Source organism: Sporobacter termitidis DSM 10068 (genome assembly GCF_900130065.1).
GTDB lineage: Bacteria > Bacillota > Clostridia > Oscillospirales > Oscillospiraceae > Sporobacter > Sporobacter termitidis.
Genome location: NZ_FQXV01000011.1, coordinates 74,779 through 89,138 on the forward strand (window position 1 = coordinate 74,779; position 14,360 = coordinate 89,138).

General features: G+C 58.6%; 14 protein-coding genes. 6 read left to right on the forward strand and 8 right to left on the reverse strand.

Going from position 1 to position 14,360, the window contains the following annotated elements:
• Window positions 1-102: 102 nt before the first annotated feature.
• Window positions 103-2,298 (reverse strand): catalase/peroxidase HPI, encoded by a 2,196-nt coding sequence (gene katG / locus BUB60_RS14455; protein ID WP_073080449.1) that lies wholly within the window; start codon window positions 2,296-2,298, stop codon window positions 103-105.
• A 13-nt stretch (window positions 2,299-2,311) separates the two neighbouring features.
• Window positions 2,312-2,743: a Fur family transcriptional regulator gene (locus BUB60_RS14460; protein ID WP_073080451.1), complete on the reverse strand. Its 432-nt coding sequence runs from the start codon at window positions 2,741-2,743 to the stop codon at window positions 2,312-2,314.
• Window positions 2,744-2,937: 194 nt separating this feature from the next.
• Between BUB60_RS14460 and BUB60_RS14465 the strand changes: the two genes are divergently transcribed.
• Both BUB60_RS14465 and BUB60_RS14470 read left to right on the forward strand, forming a co-directional pair.
• Window positions 2,938-3,315 (forward strand): BlaI/MecI/CopY family transcriptional regulator, encoded by a 378-nt coding sequence (locus BUB60_RS14465; protein ID WP_073080454.1) that lies wholly within the window; start codon window positions 2,938-2,940, stop codon window positions 3,313-3,315.
• On the forward strand, window positions 3,312-5,036 hold the full coding sequence (locus BUB60_RS14470) for a M56 family metallopeptidase (RefSeq protein WP_073080457.1): 1,725 nt from the start codon (window positions 3,312-3,314) through the stop codon (window positions 5,034-5,036). Before BUB60_RS14465 ends, BUB60_RS14470 begins: the two co-directional genes overlap by 4 nt.
• Before the next feature lie 152 nt (window positions 5,037-5,188).
• Here BUB60_RS14470 and BUB60_RS14475 read toward each other — a convergent pair whose 3' ends face one another.
• Genes BUB60_RS14475 through BUB60_RS14485 form a run of 3 tightly spaced genes read right to left on the reverse strand, consistent with a single transcriptional unit; the run spans window position 5,189 to window position 8,874 of the window.
• Window positions 5,189-6,382: an ABC transporter permease gene (locus tag BUB60_RS14475; protein WP_073080460.1), complete on the reverse strand. Its 1,194-nt coding sequence runs from the start codon at window positions 6,380-6,382 to the stop codon at window positions 5,189-5,191.
• Window positions 6,383-7,102 carry an ABC transporter ATP-binding protein gene (locus BUB60_RS14480; protein ID WP_073080463.1) on the reverse strand — a complete coding sequence of 240 codons (720 nt, stop codon included), beginning with the start codon at window positions 7,100-7,102 and terminating at the stop codon, window positions 6,383-6,385.
• Complete coding sequence (locus BUB60_RS14485; RefSeq protein ID WP_073080464.1) at window positions 7,099-8,874, reverse strand: HlyD family efflux transporter periplasmic adaptor subunit; 1,776 nt, start codon at window positions 8,872-8,874, stop codon at window positions 7,099-7,101. The genes BUB60_RS14480 and BUB60_RS14485 overlap by 4 nt, the downstream gene beginning before the upstream one ends.
• Window positions 8,875-9,210: 336 nt before the next feature.
• Here BUB60_RS14485 and BUB60_RS14490 point away from each other — a divergent pair, with 336 nt between their 5' ends.
• The 4 genes from BUB60_RS14490 to BUB60_RS14505 all read left to right on the forward strand — a co-directional run bounded on the left by BUB60_RS14490 (window position 9,211) and on the right by BUB60_RS14505 (window position 12,128).
• The gene (locus BUB60_RS14490; protein ID WP_073080467.1) at window positions 9,211-9,525 is read left to right on the forward strand and encodes a demethoxyubiquinone hydroxylase family protein; all 315 of its coding nucleotides are present in this window, start codon (window positions 9,211-9,213) and stop codon (window positions 9,523-9,525) included.
• A gap of 118 nt (window positions 9,526-9,643) precedes the next feature.
• Complete coding sequence (locus tag BUB60_RS14495) at window positions 9,644-11,209, forward strand: serine hydrolase domain-containing protein (RefSeq protein ID WP_073080469.1); 1,566 nt, start codon at window positions 9,644-9,646, stop codon at window positions 11,207-11,209.
• Window positions 11,210-11,383: 174 nt separating this feature from the next.
• A complete protein-coding gene (locus BUB60_RS14500) occupies window positions 11,384-11,797 on the forward strand; it encodes a TM2 domain-containing protein (protein ID WP_073080472.1) in 414 nt (137 codons plus the stop codon).
• Between the two features lie 25 nt (window positions 11,798-11,822).
• The gene (locus tag BUB60_RS14505; RefSeq protein ID WP_073080475.1) at window positions 11,823-12,128 is read left to right on the forward strand and encodes a hypothetical protein; all 306 of its coding nucleotides are present in this window, start codon (window positions 11,823-11,825) and stop codon (window positions 12,126-12,128) included.
• A gap of 52 nt (window positions 12,129-12,180) precedes the next feature.
• Here the strand turns inward: BUB60_RS14505 and BUB60_RS14510 are convergent, their stop codons facing one another.
• The 3 genes from BUB60_RS14510 to BUB60_RS14520 form a co-directional block, all read right to left on the reverse strand.
• A complete protein-coding gene (locus BUB60_RS14510; protein WP_073080477.1) occupies window positions 12,181-12,492 on the reverse strand; it encodes a hypothetical protein in 312 nt (103 codons plus the stop codon).
• Between the two features lie 160 nt (window positions 12,493-12,652).
• Window positions 12,653-13,441, reverse strand: a complete 789-nt coding sequence (locus BUB60_RS14515; RefSeq protein ID WP_073080479.1) for a GNAT family N-acetyltransferase — start codon at window positions 13,439-13,441, stop codon at window positions 12,653-12,655.
• A 35-nt stretch (window positions 13,442-13,476) separates the two neighbouring features.
• A complete protein-coding gene (locus BUB60_RS14520) occupies window positions 13,477-14,322 on the reverse strand; it encodes a GNAT family N-acetyltransferase (protein WP_073080648.1) in 846 nt (281 codons plus the stop codon).
• Window positions 14,323-14,360: the final 38 nt, after the last annotated feature.

A 14,360-nucleotide genomic window follows, 5' to 3' on the forward strand; every position in this document is an offset into this window, starting at 1 on the left:
CCGAAGATTTATGAATAGCATTTTCCCGCAGCATTCCACTTAGAACGAAGGGGCAGCTGTCACTGCCCCTTTTCTCAAAGCTCAGTATCGCCTCAACACGATTCAGGCGAGCTCAAAACGGTCGGCGTTCATCACTTTATTCCAGGCCGAGACAAAGTCCCGGACAAACTTATCCTGAGAGTCCCCGGAGGCGTAGACCTCCGCGACAGCCCGAAGCTGGGAGTTGGAGCCGAAAATGAGGTCGACACGCGTCGCGGTCCACTTGCGCTCGCCCGTGGCGCGGTCACGCCCCTCGAACACATCCTTGTCCTCAGGCGTCGGCTTCCACGCCGTGCGCATATCGAGAAGATTGACGAAGAAGTCGTTCGTCAGTGTTTCCGGTTTTTTGGTAAAGACGCCGTGCCGCGACTGGCCGTAATTGGCATTCAGGACGCGCAGTCCGCCAAGCAGGACCGTCATCTCCGGAGCGGTCAGGGTCAGCAGCTGTGCGCGGTCAACAAGCATCTCCTCCGCCGAGACGGAGGTTTTAATTCGGGTATAGTTGCGGAACCCGTCCGCTTTCGGCTCAAGCACCGCGAACGACTGCACGTCGGTCTGCTCCTGGGATGCATCCGTGCGTCCCGGCACGAAAGGCACGGCGATATCACAGCCCGCATTCCTGGCAGCCTGCTCAATACCGGCGCAGCCGCCGAGAACGATCAGGTCGGCCAGCGAAACCTTCTTTTTGCCTGTCTGGGCGCCGTTAAACTCATCCCTGATCTTTTCGAAGACCTGCAGCACCGTATTTAACTTCGCCGGCTCGTTGACTTCCCAATCCTTCTGCGGCGCCAAACGTATGCGCGCCCCGTTCGCCCCGCCGCGCCTGTCGGAGCCGCGGAAGGTGGCGGCCGACGCCCAGGCGGTTGAAACGAGCTGGGCCACGGACAGGCCCGAAGCCAGGATTTTACCCTTGAGATTGTCGATATCCTTTTGGTCGATCAATTCATGATCGACAGCGGGCACCGGGTCCTGCCAGATCAGTTCCTCCGCCGGTACCTCAGGGCCGAGATAACGCGAACGCGGCCCCATGTCGCGGTGGGTCAGCTTGAACCACGCCCGGGCAAAGGCATCCTGAAATTCGCCGGGGTTCTGCTGATAACGCCGGGCGATCGGCGCGTAAACAGGATCGTAGCGCAGGGCGAGGTCCGCCGTTGTCATCATGGGCCGATGCTTCTTCGACGGGTCATGGGCGTCAACCACCATGTCCTCTTCCCCCACGTCCTTGGCCAGCCACTGATTGGCGCCTGCCGGGCTCTTGACCAGCTCCCACTCGTATTTGAACAGCGTGTTCAGATAGCCCATATCCCATCTTGTCGGGTGTGGTTTCCAGGCGCCCTCGAGGCCGCTGCCGATCGTATCGCCGCCTTTGCCGCTCTTAAAGCTGCTTTTCCAGCCGAGCCCCTGTTCCTCGATGGGGGCGGCCTCGGGTTCCGGACCGACATGGGCCGCAGGGCCGGCACCGTGTGTCTTGCCAAAGGTGTGCCCGCCGGCAATAAGCGCGACGGTCTCTTCATCGTTCATGGCCATACGGGCAAAGGTCTCCCGGACATCGATGCCGGAGGCGACCGGATCGGGTTTGCCGTTGGGCCCTTCCGGATTCACATAGATCAGGCCCATCTGCACGGCGGCCAGCGGGTTCTCGAGGTCCCTTTTGCCGGAATAGCGCTTATCGCCGAGCCATTCGGTTTCGGCCCCCCAGTAAACGTCCTCCTGCGGCTCCCAAACGTCCTCACGGCCGCCGCCGAAGCCGAAGGTCTTGAGTCCCATAGACTCCAGCGCGCAGTTGCCGGCGAGGACCATGAGGTCGGCCCAGGATATCTTCCTGCCGTATTTCTGCTTGATCGGCCAAAGCAAACGGCGCGCTTTGTCAAGATTCACGTTGTCCGGCCAGCTGTTGAGGGGTGCCAGCCGCTGGGTGCCGCGGCCTGCGCCGCCGCGGCCGTCGCCCATGCGGTATGTACCTGCGCTATGCCACGCCATGCGGATGAACAGGGGGCCGTAGTGGCCATAATCGGCAGGCCACCAATCCTGCGAGTCCGTCATAAGCGCATATAAGTCTTTCTTCAAAGCGCCCAGGTCGAGCTTCTTGAATTCTTCCGCGTAGTTAAAGTCCGTCCCCATGGGATTGCTTAAATCTGAGTTCTGGTGCAGAATCTTGAGATTCACCTGGTTTGGCCACCAGTCACGGTTGGACGTGCCCCCGCCCGCGACGGCATGCCGCGACATGCCTGTCACAGGGCATTTTCCTTCTTCTTGCACAAAGTTTCCCTCCTTAGTCGTTGTTATTTATATTTACAAGGCACTTTTGGCAAACGCCTTTGAAATATACGCTTCTGTCAGTTACCTTAAAACCGGCCAATTTATCGGTTGCAAGAGCATCGGTATCTATATTGAAATCGAAAATCGCGCCGCATTTTTCGCACTTAAAGTGCCCATGATCGCCAGTTTTGATATCATAGCGGGTTTCATTGTCTTCAATATTTATTATTCTGACCACCCCGGCACCTACCAGGGTATGGAGTATGTTGTAGACGGTCGTTTTAGATAAATTAGGCACTTCTTTCTGTATGCCGACAAAAATCTGGTCGACGGTCGGATGCTGCCGATTCTGGTACAAAAACTCTAAAACCTTTAACCTGCGGTGTGAGAGCCGAATATTTTTCCTTCTCAATTCATTGATCAGGATATCAAAAGTTTGGTCCATTTGAATCGCTGCCTATCTTATATATTGTATTTAGAAGTGAATTAAGAATCAAAAAATTGTAACGATTACAATTTTTATTATATACGTTGAGGATAGTATCTGCAATAACTTTTTGCAATTGGCTATTGACAAATCCGTATTACACCTGTAATATCATCACGTAGTACATATGTAATACGAGGAGGCAGGATGCGATGAACAATATATCTGATGCCGAATGGAAGGTCATGCGGGTGCTGTGGGACCGCTCCCCCATGTCGGGCGGCGAGATTGCCGAAAGGCTCGAGCGGGAGACGGACTGGAACCCGAAAACGATACACACCCTGCTGCGCCGTCTGGTGGCCAAAGGGGCGGTGACGGCAAAAAAGGAAAAGACGTATTATGCGTACTACGCGGCCGTATCCGAGCAGGAGTGCGTCAGGGAGGAGACGGCGTCCTTTCTGGAAAAATGCTTTAACGGCTCGGTCAATCTGCTGCTGAAAAACTTTATCGGCAACGACAGCCTGACCGAAAAGGACATCGACGCGCTGCAGGCGTTCCTTGACGCGCAAAAGAAAAGGAGGCCGGAATGAATTTCGTGATCTGGCTGTTTAAGGACGTGCTTTATCTCGGGGCCACGGCGAGCTTGCTTATTGTCCTCCTGCTGGCGGTCAAAAGGCTCTTCCGGAGAGGGCTCAGCCCAAAATGGCAGTACTACATATGGGCTTTATTGCTCATCCGCCTTCTCGTACCCTTTCAGGTGCAAAGCCCGATGAGCGTTTACAGCCTGATTTACGGCGCGGCCTCCAGTATAAACCTCCCCATGCCGGAAACGGTAGGCGCGCTTCAAAACCCGCTGATTAACGAAACGGCGCCCCCGGCCCCCACGGGCGGCACGGCGGATGTCAACGCGCAGCCCGGCAGCCTGTCTGGCCAGACGCCGGCCGAGGGCGGCGGCACGCCCTCGCAAGGCGCCGAGACGGCCGGAGACGTTCCTGTCATAAAAATCGCCGCGCTGCTGTGGCTGTCCGGCGTGAGCCTGTTGGTGCTTTATACCGCCGTCGTCAACATTGCCTTTGCCGGAAACGTGCGGAGGCGCTACAGGCCGCTGCGGGATAAGCGGATCGACCGGATTCTGGAGTCCTGCCGGGCCGCCCTGAACATCCGGCGCCGCATTCCCCTGCTGACGTCGGGGGAAAAGCGGACCCCGTCGCTGTACGGCCTGCTGCGGCCGAAAATACTCGTCTCCGGCACTTATCTGAGCACGCTGGGCGACGACGAGGTCAGGTACATCTTTCTCCACGAGCTGTCGCACTTCAAGCGCGGGGACATTGCGGTCAATTGGCTGCTGACGGCTTTGCAGGCCGTGTACTTCTTTAACCCGCTCGTGTGGTACGCCTTTCACAAAATCCACGAGGACTGTGAAATCTCCTGCGACGCGGAGGTCTTGAAATACCTGCGCCCCGAGGAGCGCCTGCTCTACGGCGGCACGATCCTCAAGCTCGTGCGGCTGCTTTCCGAATCGAATTTCGTCCCGGTGACCGCCGGAATATCAAAAAACAAGTCAAGCACAAAAAGGAGGCTTACTATGATCAGTAATTTCAAGCGGAGTAAATGGACGGGAACGGTCCTGGCCATTCTCCTTATCGCCGTTGTCGGCCTTGCCGGACTCACCGGCTGCAGCACAAACACCGGCGCGCCGGCGCCGAGCCCGTCCTCCGACAGCGCGGGAACCCCCTCGGAATCGCCGAGCGCCCCGCCCTCCCCTTCCGCCGATGGCACCGGCGCCGACGTCAGCCCCGAAAGCCCGTCCGCGCCGACGTCCGCAGCGCCGGCGCCCACGGACGGTCCGGGCAACGTGGCCCCCTCAACCGCCCCGGCGCCCACGGCAGGGCTGGAGCCCTCCATCAGGCCGGTGCCCGCGGCCGCGCAAAAGGCTTATTATGGTGAGTGGACGGTTAAGAGCGTGCTGGCCTACGGGATCGGAACGTACAGCAAGGACGACGCCGAGAAGCTCGTCGGAAAAAGCGTGAGCTTCTCGTCCGACAAGGCCAGCTATTATAACGACACGCCGTCCGCCGGCGTCGTAACGGCCAGCGACCCGGACTATACGGAATCGACCCTGTCCGCCGAGGACTTTATGACAAGCTACCGGATGACGTTTGACAAGCTGGGAATCACGGCCGATTCGGTGGACGCCGTCGACGTGGGCGGCCCGCAGGGCGCCGGTGGCTGCACGCTGCTGGTCAAGGACAAAAACACGGTGATCCTTGCCGCCGGCGGCACGTATTTTGAGCTCTCGAGAGCCTCTTAAACTTAAAAGGCATCGCCAAAACCTCCGGCTGATGCTATGCTGCCCCCAGATAGGACAGTGAAACAAAAAACACTGTTCAGTCTGGGGGCAGCATAGCATTTTAAGCCCGGAGGCTTTTCTTGTCTGTTTTCGCGGCCGTTAGGTCGCATATTTTACTCGTACCGCAGGGCGTCGATGGGATTCAGGCGCGCGGCTTTTCTGGCAGGCAGGTAGCCGAACAGGATGCCGATAGCGGCGGAGATGCCGAAGGCGATGAGGATCGAGGGCAGCGACGGCACGACGGCCAGATTCGGGTCCAGGACCTGCTTCAGGATGACGGTGGCCAGCGCCGAGAGGAGATAGCCGAAGCCGATGCCCACGAGGCCGCCGAGGGCGCTCAGGGTGGCCGCCTCGATGACGAACTGCTGCATGATGTGGCGCTGCTTGGCGCCCAGCGCCTTGCGGATGCCGATCTCCCGCGTCCGCTCCGAGACGGAGACGAGCATGATGTTCATGATGCCAATGCCGCCGACGACCAGCGAGATGGCGGCGATGGCCGCCAGGACCGTGACCAGCACGTTCAGCATCGTCGTCATCATGGAGAGCATTTCGGACATGCTGATGATGGAATAAGCGTCCTTCGTGCCGTACACCTTATACAGCGCGTCGCCGACGATCTTCTTCGACTGTGCCACGTCGTCCTCCGATACGATCTGAAAGCTGTAGCTTGTGATCGTGCCGGTGGACGTCATTCTGGCGGCGGTGGAGTATGGGATATAAACGGCGTCGTCGCTGCCGCCCTCCTCGCTCTCCGACTGCTCTTCCAGCGCGCCGACGATGGTGAAGGCCGTGCCGTTCAGCCGGATCGTTTTCCCGACGGCGTCGCCGTTGAACCACATTTTCGTGATATAGCTGCCGACGACGCAGACGCTGCTGCGGCTTTCGACGTCCGCGTACCGCAGAAAGCGCCCGCCGGCCAGCCCATATTTCTTCATTGCCGCGTAGGTCTCCGAGACGCCGCTCACGGACGTTGAATCCAGCGACGCGCTGCCGATCTTGACGCTGCCGGGGACCATAACGGAGGGCGTGATGTCCTTGAGGTACGCGGGATTGTCATAGACGAGCTGATACATGTCGTCCACACCGACGTTTTTAGAGGTGCCGGTGCCGATGATGGTGACGTTTAAAAGGTCCGTCCCCAGGCTTTTAAAGCTGCTCTTCATGTAGTTTTCCATGCCATTGCCCATGCCGATGATCACCATGACGCCGGAAACGCCGATGATGATGCCGAGCATGGTCAGCATGGCGCGGACCTTGCTGGTGAGGATGTTTTTCAGCGCCAGGAGAAAAGACTGGTAGAGACGCATCTACTCGCCCCCCTTCACGCTGCCGGTGGGCGATTCTTCCGCCGGCCCGTCGGACACCACCCTGCCGTCGGCCAGGCGGATAACGCGCGGCGCCTCGGCGGCAATGGAGGGGTCATGGGTGATGAGCACGATGGTGTTGCCCTCGCGGTGCAGCTGCTGCAGCAGGCTGAGGACCTCCCGGCCTGTTTTCGAGTCCAGCGCGCCGGTGGGCTCGTCGGCGAGGATGACGGACGGCCGCCCCACCAGGGCCCGCGCGATCGACACGCGCTGCTGCTGGCCGCCGGAAAGCTGGTTGGGGCGGTTTTGCAGCTTGTCGGCGAGGCCCACCCGGGCAAGCGCCTCCCGGGCGCGCTCGGCGCGGACCTTTCTGGGCAGGCCGGCGTACATCATCGAGACCTCGACGTTTTCCTGAACGTTCAGCTTCGGCAGCAGATTATACTGCTGGAAGATGAAGCCGATCATCCGGCCGCGGACCTCCGCCAGGGCGTTGTCGTCCATCCGGCCCACATTCTGCCCGTTCAGGAGGTACTCGCCTGAGGTCGGCACGTCCAGGCAGCCGATGATGTTCATGCAAGTGGATTTGCCGGAGCCGGACTGCCCGACGATCGCGACGAACTCCCCCGGATAAATCCCGAGGCTGATCCCGTCCACGGCGCGGACGATGTTGTCCCCCATCCTGTAGATCTTATAGAGATTGCGAAACTCGATCAGCGGCGTCATCCGGCCACACCTGCCGCACTCTGCGGGGCCTGATCCTGGCTCCCGCCGGTTTCAGCGCTGCCCGCCGACTGGCCCCTGGCCGGCTCGAAGGGATTGTAGTCGTAGGACGTGGGCGTGTTGTCCATAAGGGCCACGACGTCGCCCTCCTGCAGCCCGGAGGTGATCACGATGTCGGTGTCGTTGGACGGCCCCAGTGTGACCTCCGTATAGCTGTAGCCCGCCGGGACGCCCGGCTCCGTCGATTTCTGGCTGTCGCCTGTTTTCAGCAGGACGAAATTGTTGCGCAGCACGGCGCCGACCGGGACCGTGAGCACGTCCTTCATGGAGCTGACGACGATTTTGGCGTCCACGTTCATGCCCGGCAGAAGCCCCTCCGCCTTATCGATCTGGATGGTGACGGGATAAGAGGTAACGCCGTTTTTCGTCGTCCCCTTAATGTTGATTTTGGTCACGGTGCCGGTATATTCCGTCCCCGCCGCGGCGCCGGCGGTGAGCGTCACAGCCTGGCCCGGCTGAACCTTTTTGATGTCCAGTTCGTCCACATTCAGCGTCAGCGTGAGATGCGACAGGTCGAACACCGTGCACAGGACGACGCCGGTGTTCAGCGTGTCGCCCGCCTTGACGTCCTTTTCGACGATCGTGCCGGCGATCGGGGACTTAATGGTGTAATTTGAGAGCTTGTTGGTCTGGCTTTCAAGGGAGAGCTGCGCGTTTTCCAGCGCGCTTTTCGCGCTCTGCACCTGCTGGTCCACCGTGTCGCTCCGCAGTGTGACGACGACCTGATCCTTTGTCACGCGGCTGCCGGCTTTCGCGCTGACCGACGCAACGGTACCGGATATCGTCGAGGTGACGCTGCCCTCATAATTGTATTCAAAGGTGCCGTTCTGCAGCCCGTACTTCCCACCGACGGACACGTAGGCGGTCTGGCCGGGCGCGATGGCGCCGGGGTTTGCCAGCGTGACCGTCACCTCCCGGGCGATGACGTTCCCGGTGAGCACCTGATCGACGCCGCCGATCTCCGCGATGGTGCCGGCGTACGTCTCGTTGCTGCTGTCGAGCGTCACGTCGGCGCGCGCGCCCACGGCAAAGCTCCTGGCGACATCTCTCTGGAAGAGGACCTTCAGGCGCATGGTGGCGCTGTCCTGGATGACGGCGACCGCCTGCCCGGCCTGGACCGTGTCGCCGGGCTGCACGTTCACCGTGGTCACCGTGCCCGCCCCGCCGGCTTTCAGCCGCAGGCTGTCCGCCTGCTTTAAGGCGCTGTCGTACTTGTACTGGCTGTCGCTGACACTGTTTTGGGCCTGCTGGATGCCGTTATTGATGTCGGAGCTGTCCACGGTGTAGAGGACCTGGTCCTTTTCGACAACGTCGCCCTCCTCGAAGGGGGCGGTGAGTATATCGCCGGTGATGAGGGACGTCACCGTATAGGAGTCGGCCGGCTCCAGCGTTCCGCTGCCGCTGAGGGTCACGGTGATGTCGCCGCGCTGGACGGTGTACGTCTCCGGCCCGCCGGCGGATGTCATATTCCGCCCGAGCCCGAGCAGCCGGGGCAGAACGATTAAAAGCGCCAGTACCAGAACGACGGCGCCGGCGATGATCCAGCCCCGCCGCCGCTTTTTCCGCGGGGCCTCCGGGAACCCGGGGTCCGGCAGTCCGGCCCCGGCGCTTGCTTCGGTATCGCTCATTTCGCCGGGTTCCAATGTCGACAGAGTCCCGCCGGCACCAAATTCGTTGTCCTTATGCTTTTTCTTTTTCTCGTCTTTATCGCCCATGGAGGTAAACCAAACCTTTCATTGATCGCTTGTTCAATTGATTGTAACATAGTTATTGTGCTTTGTGAATGGAACGCGGATGCGGCAAATATTAAATTACTGTTAAAATAGAGGCGCGCGGCTAGAGGCAGGCGGCAGCGCCAGGACGCCCTCGGCCGCCTATTGTATTATATGATTAATACAATGATACACGATTCATACCAAATGTCAACAAGGATTATTATTCTACGGTATCGCGTTAATTTTCAAAAATTATTGCGCCCGGCCGGTATCCGGGCGCATACATATTTTCCGTCTGCCGGCAGATGCTATAAAAAAAGGAAAGGAGTGATAGTTGTGGCACTGCTTGGAAACCCCTTTGTCGGCAATTCGCCGAAGCAGCTGACCCCCGAGGAGCTGGCGCAGGCCATCCGCGTCGATCTGGCCGGAGAGCTGGAGGCGATCATCGGCTACGAGGCGCACGCCATGAGCACGAACGACGAGCGCGTCAAAAAAGTGCTCAACCACATTGCCGACGAGGAACGGCAGCATGTGGGCGAGCTGCAGCAACTGCTGTATATCCTGAGCCCGAAAGAGATGGAACAGACGGAAAAAGGGCGGCAGGAAATCATTACACAGCAGCAGCAGAATTTTCAGCCGGCGATGCAATAACAGCCTCGGCTAACAAAAATGTAATGATCCCCCGCCATATTGTAAGATGCATCGATGGCATGCCGTCGATGCCGCCGGTACAATAAAGCCGATCTTACAAAATGACGGGGGACAGTCTATGAAAAGCTCAACCGCGAGAAAAATTTATATTATTTTATGTATTTTTCTGACGTGCCTCGCATCTTTTTTACTGCTGCTGTTCAAATCCGATATCTTTTTTGTCCATAAGAAGCTTATCAGCGCCAATGACGGCCAGATTGCCGACAGTTTAGACGGGGGCGTGCCCCCGCTTGTCCGGGAGATCGAAAAGGTGATCACTGACGGAATGACCAGGGGCAAAATACCCGGATTATCCGTCGTGGCCGTCAGCGGCGGCGAAACGCTGTTCAAGGCCGGATACGGTTATGCCGACATTGGCATCGGGTCGCCGGCCACGAGCGGGACGCTGTTTCAGCTTGGCTCGGACAGTAAGGCCTTTACGGCCTTGGGTGTTCTGAAGCTGCAAAAGGACGGTGTCATTGACCTCGGCGACAGCATCGCGTCCTATATCCCCTGGCTCAAATTTTATGATGGGGGGAAGGAAGCGGACGTTACCGTCGGGGAGCTTTTGCACCATACGAGCGGAATCCCCGCGCGAACGATTGCGCGAATCCCCGAATCGGACGACGAGAGCGGCGGCGCGATAGAAAGCACGGTCAAAACGTTTTCCGGGTCGGAGCTTGACAGTCCTCCGGGCGAAAAATACGAATACGCCACAATCAACTACGATATCCTCGGCCTTTTGATAGAGTATGCCTCGGGCATGCGTTACGAGGACTATATCCAGAAATACGTCCTCGAGCCTGCGGGGCTTCATCATACATATCTGTACCAAAGCCAACTGAAGCCTGAAGAAACGGCCGCCGGATATAAAATCGGATTTTTCTCGCCGCTGTACGATAAAGCGCCGGCCTATGAAGGTAACAAACCCGCCGGTTACATCGTTTCAAGCGCGGACGATATGGCCCTATGGCTGAAGCTCCAGCTCGGAACCTTGCCGGCGGCGGCGCTCAGCCCTGATCTTATCAATGCGTCCCATACGCCGGACCTGAGCGTTCCGCCTTTTGGCGAAAATATGTCCTATGCCGCCGGCTGGATTGTGTGTGACCGGGACGGAACGGAGATTCTCCACAGCGGATCGAATCCGAATTTTTCGTCTTTTATCGATTTTCGCCCATCCGAGAAGCTGGGCGTGGCGGTGCTGTGCAACATGAATTCCGCGTATACGGCCGACATCGCGCAGTCTGTCATGGCGCTGCTGGCGCATCGGGCCGCGCCGGCCGGCGTCGGCGATTTTTACGGGATGGTGGATACGATTTGCGTTTTCGTCCTGTTCGCTGCGGTATGCGCTGACCTGATAAGCTTTGAGCGCCTTATACGCAGGCTCCGGAGCTTCCGGGGGGATATTGCCGCGAAACAGCCCGGCGAAAGGCACACGGCAAAAATCATTTTCTTCACCGCGCTCTTCCTGGCGATTGGCGCGGCGCTGTATGAGTTGCCCAGCCTGGCATTCGGCGGGGTAACATGGCGCTATTTGTTTGTATGGTATCCGGTATCGGGCAGGTATGCGCTCATCTCGTTGTGCGTTCTTGTCGGGCTGACATATCTTAACGTGCTTTTAAGGCCGTTGCGGCACCGTTCATAAATACCGCCGTCTTTTCCAACCATAAGGAACATTTTTATTGCAGCCGTTATATATAATTAAAATAGACCACTTCTCCGGCCTTCCCGAAAAGCTAAGTCTGAGGAAGGTTTATGAACTTGACAGGGCCGCCGCGGGATGTTAATCTGGCTTTGACGAATTACAGGAGGAAAGACGATGTATTGCAGAAATTGCGGGAACCAGATCGACCCGAACGCCGCCGTCTGCGTCAAATGCGGCTATCAGAACGGCACGGGCGAGCGCTTCTGCCCCAATTGCGGCGCGGAGACCGTGCCGGGCGCATACGCCTGCACGCGCTGCGGTATCGCGCTGCCGCCTCAGTACGCGTATTACGGGCCCGAGCAGAAGTCAAAGCTTGCCGCCGGCCTGCTTGGCATTTTTCTCGGCAGCCTTGGTATACATAACTTTTATCTCGGCTACACCGGCAAGGCCGTGGCACAGCTGCTGATCACGGTCCTGACCCTGGGGTTCGGCACCGTTATCACCGGCATCTGGGGCCTCGTCGAGGGTATTCTGATCCTCACCGGCAGCATCGCCGTCGACGGCAAGGGCGTCCCGCTGAGGGACTGAGACGCATCGAAGGAAAGCTGGTTATATGATCAAAATCGAAATTGAACTGAAGGATATCGACTACGACAGCCTGATCGAGCAGTTCCTGCCCGTCATGACGGAGCGGCTGCGCCAGTCCGACAACCCGGTGGCGATGCTCCTGTCCAACGGCATGCCGGCCTCCATGGCAAAAATGATCCTGAAAAAGCTCCCGCCGGCGACGAAGGACCAGCTGACGGCCGATCTCATCAACACCAATAAGGATCAGGTGGTACAGCTCTTAAAAGAGGCGGCGCAGTCCCAGAACATCCGGCTGGAGATATCCGACCTCAGCGCAAAAACAGAGAATTAAAAAGTGGCTGCCTCAGAATATCAATTCTGAGGCAGCCACTTTTATAATACCGTCAGGCAACCTGCTCGTATTTTCTGAATTCTTTGATATAGGTCGCGTGCTTCAGGTGCACCCTTGCCCACGCCATGGCCTTCTCCAGGCTCAGCGGCGTGATCCCGGCTCTTGAGCTCCGCGTCACGGCACCCGCCGTTTTATATGCGCTCAGCGTCCCACCACAGCCCCACAGGAAATATTCGCCGCCGTCCGTCTGAAACAGCATTTCGTGGCACCAGTCGGAATTCCGGGCGCTGGACATGCTGCGCCACTCGCCGACAAGCCGCGCGGCCGTGGTGTTATACGTTTTTCCGTTAACGATTTTTCTCATACGCGCCCCTTTGAAACAGCACCTTCGCATCGTATCCGACATCAGTTTTAATTTAAAATAGCGCCGCCCCGCCGTCAATCAAATCACCGTTAAAAGTCTGTTATATTTTCCCCTGAAACAAAATAAAAAGTCACCGATTACGGTGACTTTTTTTGCTGGTTTACTTGAACAGGGCGTACTCTTCGCAGGGGTCGAAGCCGATCCTGTTGTAGATACGCCCGGCCTGCGGATTGTCGTAGAAAAGGCACAAAAACTCTTTGCCCGCCTGAAAGGCCGCCTCGCAGAGCTTTGACACGACGGCGGACGCGTACCCCCGCCCGCGGAAGCCTGGGCGCGTGGCCACGCCCACGACCATGGCGCTCATGGAATTCTCGGCGCCCGTGGAGGCGGAGGAGACGAGCGTGCCGCCTGTATAGGCGCCAAAGTACGTCCCCCCGCGGGAGAGGTTTGTTCTGGTCTTGGCGATAGAGACGGCCCTGTCCCCGTAGGACTGCCTGAACTCGTCGATCTGCATCATCAGGTCGACGATGTCCTCGGCGTCGTCGGGCGCCAGCTTCCGGAGCGTGATATCGCCGGAGACAGCGAAAGCCTCTTTGACGGTGGTACATTTCGTCAGCACCATAGAGCGCAGGCGCCGCTCGGGGAAATATTCCTCCAAGCGGGCGACAACGGCCGCTTTCCCGGAGATCATCTGCGCATTCTGCGCTTTTAATAGCGCCGCGACAGCGGCGGCGTCGTACCCCGGGGTCTGGCTGTAAACCACAAAGTCGTCAAAAAAGCGCAGCGCCACGCTGTCCCACGCCCCGCCCGCTTCGTTGACCCAGACGCTCACCTCCCGGCATTGGACGCCGAAATTCTCGATGTCGCCGCGAATAAAGATATTGACCTCCGGCTCCCGGGCGATGTACTCAAGGATTCTTTCCCTGTCCTGCTCCGTCAGCTGCCTCATTGAAAACACTCCCTATGCGTATTTGCCCTGAACCGTCAGAGCTTCAGCTCGAAATAATCGTAGATGGTGAGCTCGGAAAAGCCGCAGGCTTTGTACAGGCTCAGCGCGCCGCCGTTTTTGACGGCGACCTCCAGGATCGCCGCCGCGCCGCTGGCGTCAAAGTGCTTTTGAAGGATGGCGTCGAGCATGGCCCGCCCGTATCCGCGGCCCTGGAATTCCGGCAGGATGCAAACGCCGAAGACGTAGCCCAGGCCGTTTTCATCGCAGAGCCCGATTTTCCCGATGTCCCGGCCGTCCAGCGCGGCCACATAAATATGCGTCAGCTCCCTGCCGTAGCCGCCGGGGAACGTGCTGCCGAAGCACGCCGCGTCAAGCTTCATGAGAAACGCCGTGTCGCGGTCCGCTGCCGGCCGCAGCGAAAGGCCGCCGGTACGCGCCCGGGGCGGGCTGTACCCGTTGCAGATCATCCTGTATTCGGAGAAATCGTACGTCAGCCCGGCGTTTCGGGCAAAGGCGGCGCCGGAGAGGGATTGCCGCTCGGCAATCAGGAGGAGCCGCCCCGCGCCGCGCGACCGGCAAATGGATACGGCTTCACGGAACAGCTTTGTAAAAATACCCTGCCGCCGGAAGTCCGGGTGGACCATGCCGGTGATTTCGATCTCCTCCGGCTGCGCGCCGAAGCCGTAGAGCCCCAAAAAGGCCGCAAGCTGCCCGTCCACATACCAGAGAAGGTCGTTGACCTCGTCCGCCGGGCGGACTTCGAGCATATCCCAGTTGAGCTTCATGCACAGCGGCTCGTTTTTGCCGCAGACGCGGTCCAGATCGCGAATCTGGGCGCGGATGACGTCGCTTAGTCCCTTTGAATAAAAAGCTCTGTCCAATATATCACCTGAATACGTAAAGAATGTTATCATTATAG

Coding starts and splice junctions, on each gene's coding strand:
- BUB60_RS14510 (WP_073080477.1), bottom strand. CDS start 12,492: ATGAGAAAAATCGTTAACGGAAAAACGTATAACACCACGGCCGCGCGG.
- BUB60_RS14505 (WP_073080475.1), top strand. CDS start 11,823: ATGATCAAAATCGAAATTGAACTGAAGGATATCGACTACGACAGCCTG.
- BUB60_RS14460 (WP_073080451.1), bottom strand. CDS start 2,743: ATGGACCAAACTTTTGATATCCTGATCAATGAATTGAGAAGGAAAAAT.
- BUB60_RS14500 (WP_073080472.1), top strand. CDS start 11,384: ATGTATTGCAGAAATTGCGGGAACCAGATCGACCCGAACGCCGCCGTC.
- BUB60_RS14475 (WP_073080460.1), bottom strand. CDS start 6,382: ATGCGTCTCTACCAGTCTTTTCTCCTGGCGCTGAAAAACATCCTCACC.
- BUB60_RS14470 (WP_073080457.1), top strand. CDS start 3,312: ATGAATTTCGTGATCTGGCTGTTTAAGGACGTGCTTTATCTCGGGGCC.
- BUB60_RS14515 (WP_073080479.1), bottom strand. CDS start 13,441: ATGAGGCAGCTGACGGAGCAGGACAGGGAAAGAATCCTTGAGTACATC.
- BUB60_RS14495 (WP_073080469.1), top strand. CDS start 9,644: ATGAAAAGCTCAACCGCGAGAAAAATTTATATTATTTTATGTATTTTT.
- BUB60_RS14480 (WP_073080463.1), bottom strand. CDS start 7,102: ATGACGCCGCTGATCGAGTTTCGCAATCTCTATAAGATCTACAGGATG.
- BUB60_RS14485 (WP_073080464.1), bottom strand. CDS start 8,874: ATGGGCGATAAAGACGAGAAAAAGAAAAAGCATAAGGACAACGAATTT.
- BUB60_RS14465 (WP_073080454.1), top strand. CDS start 2,938: ATGAACAATATATCTGATGCCGAATGGAAGGTCATGCGGGTGCTGTGG.